Below are 19,030 nucleotides of genomic sequence, written 5' to 3' on the forward strand. Positions count from 1 at the left end.
CCTAGAAGCTGCAATTGAACGGAACACAGCGCGTGGCGATACTGGTGCAAGGCGGGCGCGCCGAGGCCGCAACCTGTAACAAGACACAATGCTGCATTTGAGCCTGGAGCAACATGCGATGCATCCCGTAGCGGCCTCATCATATAGCTGACTAAGAAAATGCAGAAAATTCTCCAATATATCATGGCCTTAACCCTCCAACCAAGCAGTCGATTGCGATTCTGGGATTATTAAAAATCGGGCACTCATTGACATGTAATCAGCAACATGACTCACCGCATGGTCATGTCGTCAATCGGTAATTGCTCCGCGGCTAGCAGTCGATACTAGTTTTGCGAACTTCGCCAGCACACCGCGTGTGTAACGCGGTTGTGGCGGCTGCCATGCCGCACGACGCTGCCTCAGTTCCTCCTCCGAGATATTGAGCTGCAATAAGCGCTGCGTCGCATCAATGGTAATAGAATCACCTTCTTTCACCAGAGCAATGGTTCCACCCACAAAAGCTTCCGGTGCGACATGACCTACCACCATCCCGTAAGTCCCTCCCGAGAATCGACCATCCGTAATCAATCCCACTGAATCGCCGAGGCCTTCACCAATCAACGCCGAAGTAGGCGACAACATTTCTCTCATCCCTGGTCCGCCCTTGGGTCCTTCATATCGGATCACGACAACATCTCCTGGCCGAATTTCCCTGGCAAGAATGGCATTCATACAGGCCTCCTCCGAATCAAACACACGTGCAGGTCCAGTAATTCGGGGATTTCTCACGCCACTGATTTTAGCGACTGAACCTTCTAGCGACAAATTGCCTTTGAGAATGGCCAAATGACCCTGTGCATACAAAGGATTATCCCATTGCCTGATGACATCCTGATCTAGGCGCGGTTTCTCGGGCACATCGCGTAATACCTCTTCTGTTGTTTCACCACTGATCGTCATACAATCCCCGTGCAGCAAACCTTGCATCAGCAGCATTTTCATGACTTGCGGAATACCGCCTGCTCGATGCAGGTCAGTGATCACATAACGTCCCGAAGGTTTCAGATCGCACAATACAGGTACCCGTGCGCGTATTTCTTCAAAATCGTCAATACTCAGATCCACCTCGGCAGCATGCGCAATTGCTAGCAGATGCAGTACCGCATTGGTCGATCCGCCAACCGCCATCACAACAGAGATGGCATTTTCCAGTGATTTGCGTGTGATCAGATCGCGCGGAAAGATTTGCCGCTTAATTGCATTGACCAAAATTTCTGCAGAACGGGCAGCACTGAGCCGTTTCTCTTCATCTTCTGCTGCCATGGTTGACGAGTAGGGCAAGCTCATTCCCATCACTTCGATTGCTGACGACATGGTATTAGCCGTAAACATACCGCCACACGAGCCTGCACCAGGACAGGCATGCCGTTCAACTTCCAGTAACTCCTTGTCATCGATTTTATGAGCAGTATACTGACCCACGGCTTCAAACGCGCTTACAATTGTCAGATCCTGTCCTTTATAGTGTCCTGGTTTAATGGTGCCACCATAGACAAAGATAGCGGGTACATTCATCCGCGCCAGCGCAATCATTGCACCCGGCATATTTTTGTCACAACCACCGATCGCAATCACGCCATCCATGCTTTCTGCCTGCACAGCTGTTTCGATCGAGTCCGCGATGACTTCTCGCGAGACGAGCGAATATTTCATCCCTTCGGTTCCCATGGAGATACCATCGGATACCGTAATCGTGCCAAACATTTGCGGCATTGCTCCTGCTTTTCTCAATGCGCGCTCGGCACTGAGGGACAGATCATTGAGTCCCATATTACAGGGTGTAATGGTAGAAAACCCATTGGCAACTCCAACGATGGGCTTATCAAAGTCTCCGTCACAAAAACCCACTGCCCGCAACATGGCGCGGTTGGGAGAACGCTTTGCTCCTTGAGTAATAGCTTGACTACGTTTATTGTCTGGCATAATTTCTCCTGAAAAACCAAAAATGCAATTTGATTAACAAGCCGTGCACTGCTGCGACAGGCTTACTTACCGTATAATGATTATTTTACCGTAAATCAGTACCGAACCTATGCTTATCCATCCCCAATTCGATCCGGTCGCACTCTCTATTGGCCCGCTTTCCATTCATTGGTATGGCCTAATGTACTTGTTTGGATTTTCTCTCTTTATTTTGCTTGGCCGCTATCGCATCAAGCAAAATCCACAGTCAGTGTTTACCAGTAACATCCTTGACGATGCGCTCTTCTATGGGGTCCTCGGCGTTATCCTGGGAGGAAGGCTAGGACATGTCTTGTTCTACCAGTTCAGTTATTACTTGCAGCACCCGCTGGAAATAGCTGCAATATGGCAAGGCGGCATGTCATTTCATGGTGGCCTCATTGGCGTCATCATGGCCATGATCCTGTTGGCACATAAGCATAAATTACCATGGCTTGCTGTAACTGATTTCATTGCCCCGCTGGTACCGCTAGGGTTGGGAGCAGGCCGTATCGGCAATTTCATCAATGGTGAATTATGGGGGCGGCCCACAGATGCTGCCTGGGGCATGATTTTTCCGCATGTCGACAATCTGCCGCGACATCCCTCTCAGTTGTATGAATTTTCCCTGGAAGGAATTATGCTGTTTATTTTGCTTTGGATCTATTCAAGTAAGCCCCGGCCGGTGGGCGCTGTCTCCGGCATGTTTATGATTGGGTATGGCGTATTCCGCTCGTTTGCAGAATTTTTCCGTGAACCTGATGACGGCTTTATGGGCGTATTAACTTTAGGGGTCAGCATGGGGCAGTGGCTGTCTCTGCCCATGATTGCTGTCGGTATAGGATTGCTGCTTTGGGCACAGCGCTCATCAAATCAACCAACATCCAAAGTCAGGAATCGCCGTTAAGGGCTTCCAGTAAGTTACATTGCGCACCGCAGTTACAATTGCTTCTGCTTATTGTGCAACCAGCACGTCACAAGGACATTCTCTCAGCAGATGCAGCGTCACGCTGCCCAACAACAATTGTTCAACCAGTGATTTGCCGTGCTTGCCAACGATGACCAGATCCGCACTGATTTCGCGCGCCTTATCCAGTAGTTTGCTGGGAACATGATGCCCATGTTCGATAAAACGATAGATATTACCTCTCTCCACTCCTGATGCTTCGATAAACCTCCTCATCTCCGCTTCGGCTTCGCGGCGTGCATTGATACGGTATTCCTGAATGATTTCATCCCTGACGCCTGCGTATAGCATCTTACCTTCAAAGAGTGCTTCAAAAATATGTATCAGATAAATTTCACTGTGCGGTGCAATCACATTGCTGTATGCGAATGCTGTCAATGAATTTGGCGAAAAATCGACAGTAACAAGCACGCGCTGATAAGTAGTTTTAGCTTCGTTTCTGACAACGAGTATGGGTTTTCGGCTTTGCCGGATAAGCCGTTCAGCAGTCGTTCCAATCGTAACATCACGCAGCGGGTTTTCTCCACGCGCACCCAGCGCCAATAAATCAAAATTCTCTGCAACCTGTAAGATCAGGTCCAGAACATTACCTACACAAACCCTTGATTCAAACGTAAAGCCTGTTTGTTGCTGGATTTTAGCAATTAGTTGATCGAGTGATCGGGACGCGTCTATGACTAAGGACCGTTCTGCTTCCACTGGTAGATTGACAAAGTGTTTCAGGGTATCCAGCCATGACGATTCGAGTACATGAAGTATCACACCCTGTGATACTTCATGTGCTGCAGCAATTATTGCTGCACGTTCAGCAGCGTATTGCGCATCAACAGAAAAATCGGTCGCAGCCAATATAGACTGTATACGTATCATGCGGTAATCTCCTATGATTGTTCTCCGTATTAATCATTTGCCAACACAGTTCAGTCAATCTTTATCTAAAATTAGGCAGATAAAGTTTGCTCCGCACGCTCCAAATCATCAGGTGAACCGAACAGCACAATCACGTCCCCCCCCTGCAACGGGATATCAAGTGAGGGCGTAAGCTGCCGCTTCCCTTGCCGTACCAGGGCGGTTACCGCAACTCCTTCAAGCTGGAATTCTCGTAGAGTGCGCCCTGCAGCGTTACTATCTGGTGGCAGAATGACCGGTCGAAGCCGATCAGCATTGTGCGCTTGAGAAGAATCGGCAAATATATTGTTGCCTCGGTAAAACTCACGCAGCAAATGATAGCGCTTATCCCGCTGTTGCTGCATGCGACGCATTACGCGCGAAATCGGCACATCCAGCAGCACTAGCGCATGCGCAGCAATCATCAGCGCAGCTTCCAACGTTTCTGGCACCACTTCTGTCGCACCACTTGCCCGCAGTTCATCTACATGACTTTCATCACGGGTACGCACCATCACCGGAAGATCCGGGCGCAAATCTCGTGCATGATGCAGAACCTTATGAGCAGACATGATATCTTCGTGACTAATCACGATAAGTCGAGCAGCGCTAACACCAACCCCCTCGAGAATATCGCGTTCCGCAGCATCTCCATAAAAAACCTTTTCACCGGCAATATGTGCCTCCTTTACTTTTACAGGATCGAGATCCAACGCAACGTAGGGTATCTGCTCCTCCTCCAGAAAATGAGCGACACTTTGGCCAATACGCCCATAACCGCAAATAATGACATGATTTCTTAAATTACTGATAGTCTCAGTATGCAATTGCAATGCTATATCTTCACGCAGGGAAGCTTGCTGCCGTACAAAAAGACTGGCAAGCACATGATTGTAACGAATCAGAAATGGTGCCACGATCATGGAAAGCAGCACCGATGCAAGCACGATCTGACCGGTTTCCTGGTCAATAGCCTGCATGCCAAGCGCAATACTCAGTAAGGCAAAGCCAAATTCTCCACCCACTGCCAACAGCCATCCAGTACGCCATGCAGTCAATGGCTCAATTCGCGCGAACTGGACAATGTGCGCCACGATAAAGGCCTTGAACACCATCAGCACCACAGCGCCAGCCAGGGCCCACTGCCATATCTGCGGAAATACGGATAAGTCGAATAACATGCCGATTCCGACAAAAAATAAACCCAGCAATACATCGCGAATAGGTCGTATGGTCGATTCCACTTGATGACGAAATTCTGTTTCACCCAATACCATTCCTGCAAGAAAAGCGCCAAATGCAGTAGACATCCCTAGATTCTGGGTAATCCATGCTGCTATCAGAGAAACAAACAATACTGTCAGCGTAAATATCTCTGCCGATCGTTGCGCTGCTACTAAATGAAACAAAGGCCGCAGCAGCTTTCTACCCGCGATAAATACCAGCACGAATGCCAGGACAGCTTTAGCAAACGCTATGCCGAGCGAGCTCACCAATGCGCCAATGCCAATGGTTGCCGCACTAAGCGCAGGAATAACAATCAGAAAAGGAACCGCCGTGACATCCTGAAAGATAGACATGGCTGTACCGAGCCTCCCATGCCGGCTGTGTTCCTCTCCTTGTTCAATCAGCGTTTTGCTAATGATCATGGTGGAAGATTGAGCAAATACCGCTCCTACCACAAAAGATGCAGCAACTGGCAAGCCCATTAACCATACTACGACACCTACAGCAATGGTAGTCAGGAGTACCTGGGCTGTCCCTAAGCTCAATACCAAACCACGTAAAGCATGGATTTGCGGAAGTGAAAAATTCAGCCCAATAGTAAATAATAGAAAAACAATACCAAACTCAGCCAGCGTGTGGATAGGCTGTGCTTCAATAACCGGTCCTGGTGTATAGGAGCTGAACAGAACACCGACCAGCAAATAGCCCAAACTTGGCGGGATGTGAAGCCGATGAAAAGCAACCACAATGACCACTGCTGTTCCAAGCAGCATAAGAATTTGGAGGAAAAACTGTTCCATCATCAGAAATTTTTCAGGGATATCGGGAATGTACTGGATCGTGAACGCTATACCTTAAGTTGCGAGGTACTGGCATGGATTATCTTATCCATCATATCCTCAATGTGGCTCAGTGCTGCTCCTACGAGCTTTTTCATAGCCATATAGCTGCCTTTTCAAACCGCTGCGATCAAGAATGATAGCGCTGATTTCTTCGATAGAGGTATGTGTTGTATCCAGGTAGGGAATATTGAAAAGCTGAAATAAAGATTCCTGCCATTGAATTTCCTGCTGACACTGGGCAAGCGATGCATATTGACTATTAGGACGACGCTCCTGACGAATAAAATGCAGTTGCGCTGCGCTAAGTGTCAAACCAAATAATTTGCTTGTTACAGATTCAAGCACTTGGGGGAGCTGTAGCGCAGGCATATCTTCCTGGGTAAGTGGATAATTTGCGGCAGCAATCCCATACTGCAGCGCCAGATAAAGGCAAGTAGGTGTTTTACCAGCGCGTGACACCCCTATCAGAATAATATCAGCTTCCATAAAATTTTTCGGGTTAACCCCATCATCGTGCGCCAGCACATAATTGACTGCTGCAATCCGCTTGAAATAAGACAGATGATGCTGAACCCCATGAGAACGTCCAGCTATCCGTGCAAACGGTTGCTGCAATTCTTGCTCGATTGAGCTGATAAATGTTTCAAAAAAATCATATACGCGACAGTTTGCCTGCCGGATCAACTCAAGGATATCCGGTTTGAGCAGGGTACTGAAAACCAGTGGCCGATGACCATCACGCTCGGCAGCACGATTAATCCGCTCTACCAAGGCATGAGCCTTGGTCATATCATCCAGAAACGGTGCATTGATTTTTTCCCATTCAATCCCGTCAAACTGGGTCAATAAGCTGTGCCCGAGTGTTTCCGCAGTAATACCGGTCCGGTCCGACAAATAAAAAACAGTGCGTTTTTGCTTGATCACGATTTGTGCAAACTAGCAAGATGCAGCCAGGTATCCACAACTGTATCAGGATTCAGCGATAGACTACCGATGTCTTGCTCAAACAGCCAAGCGGCAAAATCAGGATAATCAGACGGCCCCTGACCACAGATACCGATGTATTTACCTTGCTTGCGGCAGGCATCTATCGCCATTTTGAGGATCTTCTTAACAGCCGGATTACGCTCATCAAACAAGTGCGACACCAGACTGGAATCGCGATCAATTCCCAGCGTTAACTGGGTCATATCGTTTGAACCAATAGAAAAACCATCAAAATATTGCAGAAATTCCTCTGCCAGCACTGCATTGGAAGGAATCTCGCACATCATGATCAAGCGCAAACCATTCTGGCCGCGCGTAAGGCCCTGTGATGCGAGCAGCTCGGTGACTTGCTGGGCTTCTTCCAGGGTACGGCAGAATGGAATCATGATCTCAACATTGGTCAGCCCCATTTCATCACGCACTTTGCGTAACGCCTGACACTCCAGCTCAAAACAATCACGAAATGCAGTCGCCAGATATCGCGAGGCCCCACGAAAGCCAATCATGGGGTTCTCTTCCGATGGTTCATAACGATCACCTCCAATCAGATTAGCGTATTCATTGGATTTAAAGTCGGAAGTACGCACGATCACAGCGTGCGGATGGAAAGCTGCTGCCAGCGTTGCAATACCTTCCACCAGTTTATTCACATAAAAGTTGACCGGATCAGCATAACCGGCGATTCGCTTGCTGATCTCATTTCTTAGCTCTTGTGGCAATTGAGTAAATTCCAGCAATGCCTTTGGGTGAATGCCGATAATATTATTGATAATGAACTCCAACCGCGCCAGCCCAACGCCCCGATTTGGTATACGAGAGAAAGCAAACGCGTGCGATGGATTACCAACATTCATCATGATTTTAACAGGCAGATCAGGCAGCTCACCGGGATCGGCTGTCGTGTGCTCAAACCGGAGCAGCCCTTCATAAATATAGCCGGTATCCCCTTCTGCACAGGAAATGGTGATTTCCGTGCCATTATTGATCTGCGTCGTGGCATCACCACATCCCACCACTGCCGGAATCCCCAGTTCACGCGCAACAATCGCGGCATGACAAGTACGTCCGCCTCGGTTAGTGACGATTGCAGCAGCCCGTTTCATGATCGGCTCCCAGTCCGGATCAGTCATATCGGTAACCAGCACCTCTCCTGGCTGAATATCCTGCATCTGACCGGTATGCATGATCAGGCGCGCCACCCCCTGTCCAATTTTCTGTCCAATGGCGCGACCTTCGGTCAACACTTTTCCTTTCTGACTCAATCTAAAATGCTCTATCAAGGGGCCTGCCCGGCTTTCAACCGTTTCAGGGCGAGCCTGGACAATATAAAGCTGTCCATCCTGACCATCCAACGCCCACTCAATATCCATTGGACGAGCGTAATGCTTTTCAATGAGCAAAGCCTGCCATGCCAGCGCTTCGACCTGCTCATCAGATAGACAGAAACGCTGACGTCGCTCCGCTTCCACTGAGCGTATCAAGGTGGGTGAACCCTGTTTATCCTCTTCGCCATAAATCATCTCTATGGCCTTAGCACCTAAACGTCGTGAAAGAATGGCCGATCTGCCTGCCTCAAGCCCTCGCTTATAAACATAAAATTCATCCGGATTGACCTTTCCCTGCACAATGGTTTCGCCCAGACCATACGTTGCCGTGATGAAAATAACATCGCGAAAACCTGATTCGGTATCCAGCGTAAATACCACCCCACTTGCTCCGAGATCACTGCGCACCATTTTCTGAATCCCTGCCGACAGGTATACTTTGTCATGCTGGAAGTGGTGATGGACACGATAAGCAATAGCGCGATCGTTATATAGCGATGCAAACACAACTTTGATCGCTGCGAAAATTTGCTCCAAGCCACGAATATTTAGCAACGTTTCTTGCTGACCTGCAAATGAGGCATCTGCCAAGTCTTCAGCCGTTGCAGATGAACGCACGGCAAATGAAACCGCATCACCACCACTATCCGCCACTAGTTGCTGATAGGCCTGAGTAACTGCCTGCAGCAGCGCGTTAGGCAACGACGCTTCCAGCAACCAACCACGAATTGTTTTTCCTACCGTAGTAAGGGCGTTGATATCGCTGACATCCAATTGATCAAGCAATTGCTTGATGCGCATTGTAAGGCCATTACTCGCCAGAAAATCGCAATAGGCATGGGTAGTAGTGGCAAAACCAGTCGGCACATTGACGCCCGCTTGACTGAGATGGCGGATCATCTCTCCTAATGAAGCGTTCTTACCGCCGACAATGCCGACATCATCCTTACTCAACTGATCAAACCACACAATATAATCATTCATCGCGAACTCCTGGTTCCTGAAATAAAAAGAAATCCGATTTTGATTGTCCACACTTTTGGATTTTAGCATTCCCATGACTCATATCCGTATTCTGAATATGGAAATCTCTTTCTCTTTGTTTACTTTCCTGAGTCATGTTCTGGCACCATATCGCAACTAATCATATAAATGTACGGCAGCCTTGGATAACCGATCGACTGTTCCGGTTTGACATTAGCCATTGACCTCAGCACCCAGTATACATATCCTGTCTTGCTGAAGCATCGCGAGTCAGTCACTTCCTGATTGATTATTTGTAACATATTGATTCTGCAAAAATCGCACGTTGCAATCTAACATTTTGCCTCAAGCCCACTCAGCGATGCCCTCATGCATGCTTGTCATGCACAGGTGCTGTCGACCGTGGCGCAAAACGTTGCAAAACATGACTCGCGATACCTCTGGCAAGCTCTTCCTCGCCAAAGAAAACCGTACCGATGTTGTCTTTGCGCAATAATTGCGACTCATCCTCACTATGAGTGCGCAGCACGATTTCGATGTCGGGGTTGAGCGTGCGTGCGGTGTCAACCATTTGGCGAACATTCAGCAAATCTGGCGTCGCGATAACAAGCATTGCCGCATCCGCGATATGAGCTTGAATCAATACTGCCGGATCGGTAGCATCCCCTGAGACGGCAACGATACCTTTATTACGCAAATCCTCAACCAATTCGCGGTTCCGCTCTGCAATGACATAAGGAATACCCTGCATATCCAGAACATCGGCAATGCGACGCCCAACTCGACCGTAACCTATCAGCACTACTTGGCCTTCGAGATACTTACGTTCAGTACTCATCGGCAATTCTGCATAAGGATCTTCCCGGCGCTCTAGGCTGCGCGCCAGCTCAGAGCGATTAAGAAGCCACTTTCTAAATGGCTCGATGAGCGTAAACAGGAAGGGATTCAGTGCAATAGAAATCAGCGCACCAGCCAGTACCAGATTCATGCCTTCAGAAGCCAAAAGTCCGAGCGACAATCCTAATCCAGCCAGAATAAAGGAAAACTCACCGATCTGAGCTAGACTGGTCGCAACCGTCAGGGCAGTATTGAGAGGATAGCGAAAAGCTAGCACCAATAGCAGTGCCGCAATTGATTTTCCAATGATAATAATGGCGACCACACCCAGGACATGAGTCGGTTGATCGATCAGTACCGTCGGCTCGAACAACATACCCACTGCTACAAAAAAAAGCACTGAAAATGCATCACGAAGCGGTAAAGACTCCTGGGCGGCACGGTGACTAAACTCAGATTCGCGCATTACCATACCAGCAAAGAAAGCACCTAGTGCAAATGACACACTGAATAATTCTGCTGCGCCATAGGCAATGCTAATTGCAGCAGCAATCACTGCCAGGGTAAACAGTTCCCGCGAACCTGTACGCGCGATTTGCCACAATAGCCAGGGCAGCATACGGTGGCCAGCGATCAACATCAGAGCAATGAAAGCCGAAACCTGCAATAAGGTTTGTCCAAGAGTAATCCATAAGGAGGTAGTATTTACGGCACTCGCTGCTGTGCTGCCCAATACACCCGCAAGCGGGGGAAGCAGCACCAGAACTAGTACCGTGGCAAGATCCTCAACTACCAGCCAACCTACCGCGATGCGTCCGTTCATTGTTTCGAGAATGCCACGAACTTCAAGCGCCTTGAGCAGCACGACAGTACTGGCACAAGATAACGATAACCCAAAGATCAATCCGCTCCCCAGACTCCAGCCCCACCAGTAGGCCATACTCATACCTAACACCGTCGCTAACCCCATCTGGACCACAGCACCCGGTATAGCAATACGTTTTACCGCAAGCAGGTCACTAAGGGAAAAATGAAGACCAACACCGAACATCAGCAACATAACACCGATTTCTGATAGCTGGGAGGCAATGGCTACATCGGCAACAAAACCAGGTGTTGCTGGACCAATGATGATGCCCGTGATTAGATAACCAACCAGTGCTGGCATCCTGATTCGCTCAGCAATGAAACCCAGTATTAGTGCAATACCGAAGGCGACGGCAATAGTAGTGATTAAAGAAATATTGTGTTCCATTCAGTTTCCCATTTGTTATGCATGCTGCAAAATCGCTCAAGCATTTTCTTCGTGCATCTCGATAGTCTATGATATTGGACTTTCCGCTTACCCAAGCCAACCGGACTGCAATTCGTAGATCACTTGCTAACTGATTTGGATCAGCAACGACACTAGATTCGTCTTATGAAAATATCTTCTCGCTCTGAAACAAAGAAGTCGTACAATTCTATTCATTTCAGAAATTAACTGAGCAGCTTTTTACTAGAAAGCAATATAGTCACGTACGCTGTTAGTCGCGTTGGACTGCCCGTTTGCGAACTCGCTGTAATGATGAAATGACTAATAGATAAAACTCTCTCTGCTATTTGCCACCATGAAAACGCTATCCTTGGCTCCGAAGGGCAAACGATCAGAAATTGCAGAGCTGCAATAATAGTTACAACTCATTTTGTAACACGTTGTGTTCGCACTGTGTATTTAATGATGCAATTCTGCTCTCTCAGCCTAATGTCATATGATTAGGTACTTTTTTACAAGTTTTTTATCGGATGAGCGTCTCCAATACTTCAAACGGTAACTCTCATAAACTCTACGAGTGACGCTTTGACTCAGCAAAGCTTTCCGCTATTTGCTGTGATAGCTACTAATTTAGTATCGGTGAAGGCCGCTGTTGAAGCTTATTAATGATAATTGAAGTACTGGCGCTGGAAATCAGCAGAAATTAACTTGGTCAGTATGGATGAATCTTATGGTCAATTCAGAGCTGATCTATGATGCCAGCTCTAACCTTCAGGTAGTGCCCGGCTTTTTATCTCTTAGCAGGGCTGATAAAAGTAAGCCTCCGGTTCTGCCGGAGGCTTACTTTTCTTATATGTAATTTTTTACTTGCTACTTGCTACTTGCTACTTGCTACTTGCTTTATATAGGGCGCTAATATCCATTAGCGAAGAGAATCGAACCATGTGCGCCAGCGCCCGGATTGCATAAATCTTTGCGTCAGCCAGAGTAAGAATAACATCGCGATGATGGGGCCTATCCAGGCACGTGCTATCTTCCCGTAGTCAGCCATTTCAACACGAAGCTGATAGTAATAATTCAAAGGCGGAATACCTTCTGCGGTCACCACCACTGAATAAAGCCCTTTATCCAGTTTGCCTATTCCGCTGATCACACCATCCGGATGATAATTGGCATTCACCTGAGCAACAGTCTCGCCTTCCTCTGCATCACCACGAAAGACTTTTAACCCCACCGGCATATTACGCAACGGCTGATCAAGCAGATCTACCACCAGATATGTTTCCCCTGCTAGCGGAATCTCCGTACAGTATTGCTTATTCTGGTCATGTTGCGGTTGATATGTGCTTAAGTGCAGCATATTTCCACCCACCTGGCGTACACAGACATCCTCTTCCGGCGTTACTTTCCCATGCCCCATGGCTGTGCCCGCATAACATGCTACCGCAATAATAAAGGCTGCCATCAATGATTGTATTGATTGTCTAGCCACGATCCATTCTCCTTGCTGATGAATTGCTCTTTTGCCATTCTTTCAGCATTACATCTAATATTTTCATAATTTCTCCATTTTTGACATCTACTACCATTCGACAGTGCAGACAGGATTTTTGTTCTGAAAAGCAAGGAAAAGGCTGCCCCATTTCATGTTTATCTCTTAGGAAACATTAGACTCCATGAAAATGAGCAGATTCACATCATCAGCTACTAATAAAAAAACTACCTATCAGTCCGATGATACGTTAATATTTTGCCCATACTGGGTTCATCCAAGAACATTGAATGCTTAAGCATTCAGAGTGAGCGCTCAACATTATTTCAAATAGAGAGGAACAAGTTAGCATGAAAACACGTGCTGCTGTAGCGTGGCAGGCAGGGCAACCACTTACGATCGAAGAGGTTGATTTGATGGCGCCCAAAGCCGGCGAAGTGCTGGTTGAAATCAAAGCAACGGGTATTTGCCATACTGATTATTACACCCTTTCCGGTGCTGATCCTGAAGGACTGTTCCCAGCAATCCTGGGGCATGAAGGTGCTGGCATCGTGGTAGATACCGGCCCGAATGTCAAGTCGCTACAAGTGGGCGATCATGTTATTCCTCTGTATACGCCGGAATGTCGTGAGTGTAAGTTTTGCCTGTCCAGAAAAACCAATCTTTGCCAGGCGATCCGCAGTACTCAAGGCCGCGGCTTGATGCCGGATGCCACTTCCCGTTTCTCACTCAATGGTCAGCCAATCCTGCATTACATGGGTACCTCCACCTTTTCCAACTATGTCGTCGTACCGGAAATTGCACTGGCCAGAATCCGCAACGATGCCCCTTTCGATAAGGTCTGCTATATCGGCTGCGGAGTTACAACCGGCATTGGTGCAGTGATATTCACCGCCAAAGTAGAAGCAGGAGCAAATATCGCCGTATTCGGCCTCGGTGGAATCGGTCTGAATGTCATCCAGGGCGCCAGAATGGTGGGTGCCGACAAAATCATTGGCGTTGATCTCAACCCCGCACGCGAGGCGATGGCGCGCGAATTCGGCATGACCCATTTCCTCAATCCCAATGAAACAGAGAATATTGTCGACGCTATTGTGCAATTGACCGGCGGCGGCGCTGATTTCAGTTTTGAATGTGTCGGCAATACCCAAGTCATGCGTCAAGCATTGGAATGTACGCACAAGGGATGGGGACGCAGCATCATTATAGGTGTGGCAGAAGCCGGCGCTGAAATCAGTACCCGCCCCTTCCAGCTCGTTACGGGTCGCAAGTGGGAAGGCTCCGCTTTCGGTGGCGCACGCGGCCGCACCGATGTCCCCAAAATCGTCGACTGGTATATGGAAGGCAAGATCAAGATCGACCCATTGATTACGCATACCTTGAAGCTGGAAGATATCAACCAGGGCTTTCAGTTGATGAAGGCAGGCAAATCAATCCGCTCGGTCGTTGTTTATTGATAGCGACATGGCAATCCATCTGGAAACGCGCAGCATCCACCGCTGTTTTGGCGGCACACAAGGTTTTTATCAGCATCATTCAGAGGTTATCGGTCTGCCGATGCGGTTCTCGGTCTACCAGCCGCCCCAGGCCCAGAATAGGTTGGTACCTGTCCTTTTCTTCCTTGCTGGACTGACCTGCACGGAAGAAACTTTCATGATCAAGGCTGGTGCTCAAGGTATTGCTGCCCAGCTTGGCATCATGCTGGTCAGTATGGATACCAGTCCACGCCAAACAGGTATTAATGGTGAGGCGAATGATTGGGATTTAGGCGCTGGCGCAGGGTTTTATCTGGATGCTACGGAAGCACCCTGGTCGAAGTATTTCCGCATGGAAAGTTATGTGACGCAGGAACTGTATCAACTCATTCTGGCACAATTTCCGGCAGATCAGAAGCGTGTCGGCATCTTTGGTCACTCTATGGGCGGTCATGGTGCATTAACACTTGCATTGCGTAACCCGGACTTGTATCGCTCCATCTCAGCATTTGCCCCGATTGCCGCCCCACTGCACTGCCCCTGGGGGCAGAAGGCGTTCAGTCACTATCTAGGTACATCAATGGAAAACTGGCGCAAACACGATGCAACCGACTTAATCAGCGCAGGTCACCAACTGCCTGCACTGCTCATTGACCAGGGTCTCAGCGATCCTTTTCTGGCTGAGCAGCTCCACCTAGATCGCTTTGAGGCAGCCTGCCAGCTTGCCGGGCAATCCCTGACATTGCGCCGTCATGAAGGATATGATCATGGTTATTACTTTATCAGCACTTTCATAGCAGACCATTTACAGCATCATTACAATTTGCTTACAGAGAAATAGCATCTTACTCAATTTGAGCTCGCTATCATCAGCTCGGTTTGTACTCTTTTCAGCCAAACCTCTATCCAGCCTGGAATCTCTTCGGCCAGTAATGGTTTGGAAATGAAATTGCCTTGCGCAAGATCGCAGCCGGTACGGCGCAGCAAATCCCAGTCATCCCGATCTTCGACGCCTTCGGCCACTGCTTCCATATTCAATTGTTTGGCCAGTGCCAGACTGGTATCGTATATCACCCGCAGTGTTTCATCTTTCCAGGCGCGGTGGACGAATCCCTGGTCAATCTTGAGCTCATCAAACGGAATATCGCGTAATTGCGCCAAAGAAGAATGGCCAGTGCCAAAATCATCGATGGAAAGATGGAAACGCTTTAAACGCAGGCGAGTAAGAATTTCGAGTGATACCCGCATATCTCCCATCAATTGACTTTCGGTTACTTCCAGCACCACTTTGTTCGGTGAAATTCCTGTTTCGGCAGCGAGCCCAGCAACCAGATCCTGAAAATCCAGGGAAGCCAGATTATCCATGGAAACGTTGACAGCTACGCGTAATTCGAAACCAGCCTGCTGCCAGATCCTTGCCTGCGCGAATGCTTTTGAAAGCACCAACCGGGTTAAATCATTGATCAGGCCATGGGCCTCCGCCACACTGATAAACTGGTCTGGAAAAACCAGACCATCTTGCGGGTGATGCCAACGCACCAGGGTTTCCACACCTATCACCGCACCGCTGGCAACAGACACCTTGGGCTGATAATAATTCACTAAATTATCCTCATTGATAGCTAACCTTATTTCTTCCGCACTATATTTTTTTTTAACTACGGACGGTTTCATTGGCGATGGTGGTACCCACTGCGTCAACAAAGCCAGCAATGCTTCATTTTTCACGGGCTTCTGTAGATAACCCAGCATATGAATTTTATGCGCCTGCACCAATCTCTCGGCTGTTCTCAGCATGCGCATGTCTTCACCACTCACCAGAATCAGACTGCCAGTAAACTGCCGCTCCACGAGGTAACGTACGAATTCAATTCCATCCATCCCCGGCATGTTCAAATCAAGCAGTATCAGATCAGGCCGCGTCGTCTCATTATCCACCTGCGCCAGCGCGTCGCGCCCATTATCACAACAAACAACGGCAGTAAATCCTTGATTTGCCAGTATACGCGCCAATAGTTTGAGCATAAATGGGTCATCGTCAAGAATCAGAATCTTGATCGCAGATCTTTCGACCATAATGTTCCTTTCCAGGAAAAAATTAATAATCAGTTATAAGCTTTAATAATGCAGTTTCACTTAACAGCAGCGTTGCTAAAAACTCCTAGATGCTTAATCAATCCAGAACGTCCCTTGCTGACGCTGCAAAACCCAACCAGTACCCTCCTCTTCTCTGCACCCGGCATAACGGAACGATGGCGGCAACAGAGGAAATTTAAACCTTAAATCATAAAACCAGATGCACACACCTCTTTCAGAGTAATCAATTCTATCCAATTGCGGAAACACCGCAAATCGCCGGAAATCTGCCAGCACGGGCTGATGCCAAACTTCACGCGCCAGTATACTCTCAGCAGCAAAATCACCAAACTGTTTAAGTTGTTGCCAATTTGCTGAAGTCATCGGTTGATAAACAGCAGCCATCCTTGATAACACGCCAATATCAAATAAGGTAGCCCATGACTCACGCCCCAGATTAACTAGCAGGATATGATAAGTTTCCCCTTCCATGACGATAATCTTCCAATTGAAAGGTGAAAAAGGCTGCGGCAACACGCTGATGATTGCTTGGTTAAGCGTCATTTTCTGGGCATAGACTAATCCCATCTCCTTCGCCCGTTCATACAACAAAGTTAAAAACACGACATAACAGCTAAGGCAAACAAGTGCAAAGCCAGCGATATGCTTCTTTTGAGGCAACATCCGGCTCACAACCAGTCCCAAGACAATGATGGCGCTCAGCCATGGATCAACAACAAATGCCAGCGGCACAGAAAACCGTTCAGTTGAAAAAGGCGCCAGCAGCATCACTCCATAAGAAGTGATCGAATCACCTGCAATATGTATAGCGATACCCAGACAGGACGGCATAAAAAAAAGCTGCCATGAATAGCTACCGCGTATTCCCCAGGAAAATACATGCGCCAGCAAGAATGCCCATAGCGGCAACATCACTAATGCGTGGGTAGGCCCCTGATGCCAGTTCAGATAGGTAAGGGTATCGACCAAGCGTAATGCAACGTCAATATCAGGGAAAACTGCTGCAATCATGCCAACAGTCAGGCGGGTTCGCAATGGCAGAACTTGCAGCGCCGGCAGCACTGGTTCAGCCGCACGTACCAGCAACGCCCCACTTAAGGCATGAGTTAACGGGTCCATGACGTTGGATTTTCAGCGGATCTGTTCCGTGGATGGCAAGCTGATTTGATCAATTGTAGTTTGAGCCACAGGAGGCTTATCACCATACACAGTGTGGCCCAGCCACATGGCCAAGCTTAGATTGCGGTCCAGAAATTGGCGCGTTCTATTCGATCCTAATGATTCATCCTGCATCCAGAAAAAGAAAGTCATCAGATAAATAGTGGTCAATGCAGACTCCTCCAGCGCACGCCGCACAAATGTGGCATCACGCTGCGCCGCCTCACGAATCCATTGCACAGTACGACTAATACGCATCACGGCAGGAATTTGAATATGGATGTGCCCAAGTTCCAGTTTTGCCAGAATCATTTGCCGCGTCACCTTACGTTCAATAGCCAGGGCGTCAAGCCAAATCATAATGAGACAATGGATACGCTGCTGCGGCGTTAACGTCAAAAAGCCTGGACTATCCGTCTCTCGTAACATGATGCTGTCAGCACGATCAAACCAGGCATCAACCAGATCTTCCTTCTCACGAAAGTGGCTGTGGATTTCATCCAACGTAATATTTAACTCAGCCGCAATATCATAAAGACGAACAGCTTCCCACGAAGTACGTGCACCCAGCGCAACTGCAGTATTGACAATTGCATCACGAACATTCTCACTTCCTGTCATCATCTTGATCTCCTTAAGTGACTCCTGCTCAATTACAAGAAATACCACTTTTTAGCTAAATCGTACTTTATCTCCAATATATAACATGAGAACATTCTCACAGTATTCCATCTTGATAAGGATAGGATACTCCATCTAATTAAGTAAAAATTCATTTCATCAAATAAAAACCGGAGGTAATAAAAACATGAAATACCTTATGAAGCAGTTAATGTTATCCGCCTGCACCTTTACTCTGCTTGGCAACATCAACTTCGCTTCCGCCGATATTACGAGTGATACTGAAAAACTGCTCAACTGGGCTGAAAACACCTATCCTGAGTTCTTTCCCAGCCGCCGGGCCACACAAAGCCTGGAACCCTGGCTATACCGGTTCTATCCAGAAGCGAATACTTATGCCGGTGTCAATAAGAATGATAACGGCGTTTATGTTTTGGGAGGCCCTTGGGGCAATAACCCGACATTCATCGACAGTCTTCCAGGTTTGATTGAGCACATTGCCAACTCCGGTGGCAACAGCAATATCACCGCCTGTAATACCGATCATGTACCTGCCGGCTTTTCTTATAGTCAGAGTGGCAATGTAGTGACAGTAACAACCAATGGAGAGTGCATCGAGATCCCCAGCGATACCAATTTTTGCGAAACACCTGCACAACCCACACAAACCGGCATTTCCGTTCTTAGTACCAGCAATGTTACTTCCTCGGTGTGGAATGGCATCACATTTAATCTAAACTTACCCATCAATCCGTTCGAATCTTTCATCGGCAGTACTCAGCATTGCACCATCAATGCACCTGCAGAACAAGCCAATCTGGTAGTCAATTCCGATATCTGCATGGATGTGACAACACAACTCGATGGCTCATTAACGGAGCTAATTGCTCAG

14 protein-coding genes are annotated in these 19,030 nt (G+C 48.0%); 4 read left to right on the top strand and 10 right to left on the bottom strand.

The genetic code is table 11. From position 1 onward, the window contains the following. Window positions 1-291: 291 nt before the first annotated feature. Window positions 292-1,965, bottom strand: a complete 1,674-nt coding sequence (ilvD, locus tag J5I83_RS10825) for a dihydroxy-acid dehydratase (protein WP_304055912.1) — start codon at window positions 1,963-1,965, stop codon at window positions 292-294. A gap of 109 nt (window positions 1,966-2,074) precedes the next feature. Between ilvD and lgt the strand changes: the two genes are divergently transcribed. Continuing rightward, a complete protein-coding gene (gene lgt / locus J5I83_RS10830) occupies window positions 2,075-2,890 on the top strand; it encodes a prolipoprotein diacylglyceryl transferase (RefSeq protein WP_304055913.1) in 816 nt (271 codons plus the stop codon). A 48-nt stretch (window positions 2,891-2,938) separates the two neighbouring features. Here the strand turns inward: lgt and J5I83_RS10835 are convergent, their stop codons facing one another. From J5I83_RS10835 to J5I83_RS10860, 6 genes are all read right to left on the bottom strand, one after another. After that, complete coding sequence (locus tag J5I83_RS10835) at window positions 2,939-3,820, bottom strand: universal stress protein (protein ID WP_304055914.1); 882 nt, start codon at window positions 3,818-3,820, stop codon at window positions 2,939-2,941. Window positions 3,821-3,891: 71 nt separating this feature from the next. Further along, entirely contained in the window at window positions 3,892-5,838 is a 1,947-nt protein-coding gene (locus tag J5I83_RS10840) for a monovalent cation:proton antiporter family protein (RefSeq protein WP_304055915.1), read from the bottom strand. Window positions 5,839-5,964: 126 nt separating this feature from the next. Beyond that, window positions 5,965-6,831, bottom strand: a complete 867-nt coding sequence (locus J5I83_RS10845; RefSeq protein ID WP_304055916.1) for a pyruvate, water dikinase regulatory protein — start codon at window positions 6,829-6,831, stop codon at window positions 5,965-5,967. Beyond that, entirely contained in the window at window positions 6,828-9,203 is a 2,376-nt protein-coding gene (gene ppsA / locus J5I83_RS10850) for a phosphoenolpyruvate synthase (protein ID WP_304055917.1), read from the bottom strand. Before ppsA ends, J5I83_RS10845 begins: the two co-directional genes overlap by 4 nt. A gap of 367 nt (window positions 9,204-9,570) precedes the next feature. Then, entirely contained in the window at window positions 9,571-11,295 is a 1,725-nt protein-coding gene (gene ybaL, locus J5I83_RS10855) for a YbaL family putative K(+) efflux transporter (protein ID WP_304055919.1), read from the bottom strand. 922 nt (window positions 11,296-12,217) lie between these two features. Then, window positions 12,218-12,787, bottom strand: a complete 570-nt coding sequence (locus tag J5I83_RS10860; protein WP_304055921.1) for a hypothetical protein — start codon at window positions 12,785-12,787, stop codon at window positions 12,218-12,220. 350 nt (window positions 12,788-13,137) lie between these two features. On the opposite strand from J5I83_RS10860, the gene J5I83_RS10865 reads away from it, so the two are divergent. Together J5I83_RS10865 and fghA are read left to right on the top strand one after the other, a co-directional pair. Further along, on the top strand, window positions 13,138-14,244 hold the full coding sequence (locus tag J5I83_RS10865) for an S-(hydroxymethyl)glutathione dehydrogenase/class III alcohol dehydrogenase (RefSeq protein WP_304055922.1): 1,107 nt from the start codon (window positions 13,138-13,140) through the stop codon (window positions 14,242-14,244). A 7-nt stretch (window positions 14,245-14,251) separates the two neighbouring features. Then, complete coding sequence (gene fghA / locus J5I83_RS10870) at window positions 14,252-15,103, top strand: S-formylglutathione hydrolase (RefSeq protein WP_304055924.1); 852 nt, start codon at window positions 14,252-14,254, stop codon at window positions 15,101-15,103. A gap of 8 nt (window positions 15,104-15,111) precedes the next feature. Here the strand turns inward: fghA and J5I83_RS10875 are convergent, their stop codons facing one another. The 3 genes from J5I83_RS10875 to J5I83_RS10885 form a co-directional block, all read right to left on the bottom strand. Continuing rightward, window positions 15,112-16,338, bottom strand: coding sequence for an EAL domain-containing response regulator (locus tag J5I83_RS10875; RefSeq protein ID WP_304055927.1), 1,227 nt, complete (start codon window positions 16,336-16,338; stop codon window positions 15,112-15,114). Between the two features lie 93 nt (window positions 16,339-16,431). Continuing rightward, window positions 16,432-17,478 carry a metal-dependent hydrolase gene (locus tag J5I83_RS10880; protein WP_304055930.1) on the bottom strand — a complete coding sequence of 349 codons (1,047 nt, stop codon included), beginning with the start codon at window positions 17,476-17,478 and terminating at the stop codon, window positions 16,432-16,434. A gap of 12 nt (window positions 17,479-17,490) precedes the next feature. Continuing rightward, complete coding sequence (locus J5I83_RS10885) at window positions 17,491-18,141, bottom strand: TetR/AcrR family transcriptional regulator (RefSeq protein WP_304055932.1); 651 nt, start codon at window positions 18,139-18,141, stop codon at window positions 17,491-17,493. 184 nt (window positions 18,142-18,325) lie between these two features. On the opposite strand from J5I83_RS10885, the gene J5I83_RS10890 reads away from it, so the two are divergent. Further along, on the top strand, window positions 18,326-19,030 hold a 705-nt coding region (locus tag J5I83_RS10890; RefSeq protein ID WP_304055935.1), incomplete at its 3' end, for a hypothetical protein.

Origin of the sequence: Nitrosomonas communis (genome assembly GCF_024102715.1) — a bacterium.
Taxonomy (GTDB): Bacteria; Pseudomonadota; Gammaproteobacteria; order Burkholderiales; family Nitrosomonadaceae; genus Nitrosomonas; species Nitrosomonas communis_B.

Bases quoted from the DNA above. Each gene is read 5' to 3' on its own strand.
- fghA (WP_304055924.1), top strand. From the start codon at position 14,252: ATGGCAATCCATCTGGAAACGCGCAGCATCCACCGCTGTTTTGGCGGC.
- J5I83_RS10885 (WP_304055932.1), bottom strand. From the start codon at position 18,141: ATGATGACAGGAAGTGAGAATGTTCGTGATGCAATTGTCAATACTGCA.
- ppsA (WP_304055917.1), bottom strand. From the start codon at position 9,203: ATGAATGATTATATTGTGTGGTTTGATCAGTTGAGTAAGGATGATGTC.
- J5I83_RS10840 (WP_304055915.1), bottom strand. From the start codon at position 5,838: ATGCTGCTTGGAACAGCAGTGGTCATTGTGGTTGCTTTTCATCGGCTT.
- J5I83_RS10875 (WP_304055927.1), bottom strand. From the start codon at position 16,338: ATGGTCGAAAGATCTGCGATCAAGATTCTGATTCTTGACGATGACCCA.
- J5I83_RS10880 (WP_304055930.1), bottom strand. From the start codon at position 17,478: ATGGACCCGTTAACTCATGCCTTAAGTGGGGCGTTGCTGGTACGTGCG.
- lgt (WP_304055913.1), top strand. From the start codon at position 2,075: ATGCTTATCCATCCCCAATTCGATCCGGTCGCACTCTCTATTGGCCCG.
- ilvD (WP_304055912.1), bottom strand. From the start codon at position 1,965: ATGCCAGACAATAAACGTAGTCAAGCTATTACTCAAGGAGCAAAGCGT.
- J5I83_RS10865 (WP_304055922.1), top strand. From the start codon at position 13,138: ATGAAAACACGTGCTGCTGTAGCGTGGCAGGCAGGGCAACCACTTACG.
- ybaL (WP_304055919.1), bottom strand. From the start codon at position 11,295: ATGGAACACAATATTTCTTTAATCACTACTATTGCCGTCGCCTTCGGT.
- J5I83_RS10835 (WP_304055914.1), bottom strand. From the start codon at position 3,820: ATGATACGTATACAGTCTATATTGGCTGCGACCGATTTTTCTGTTGAT.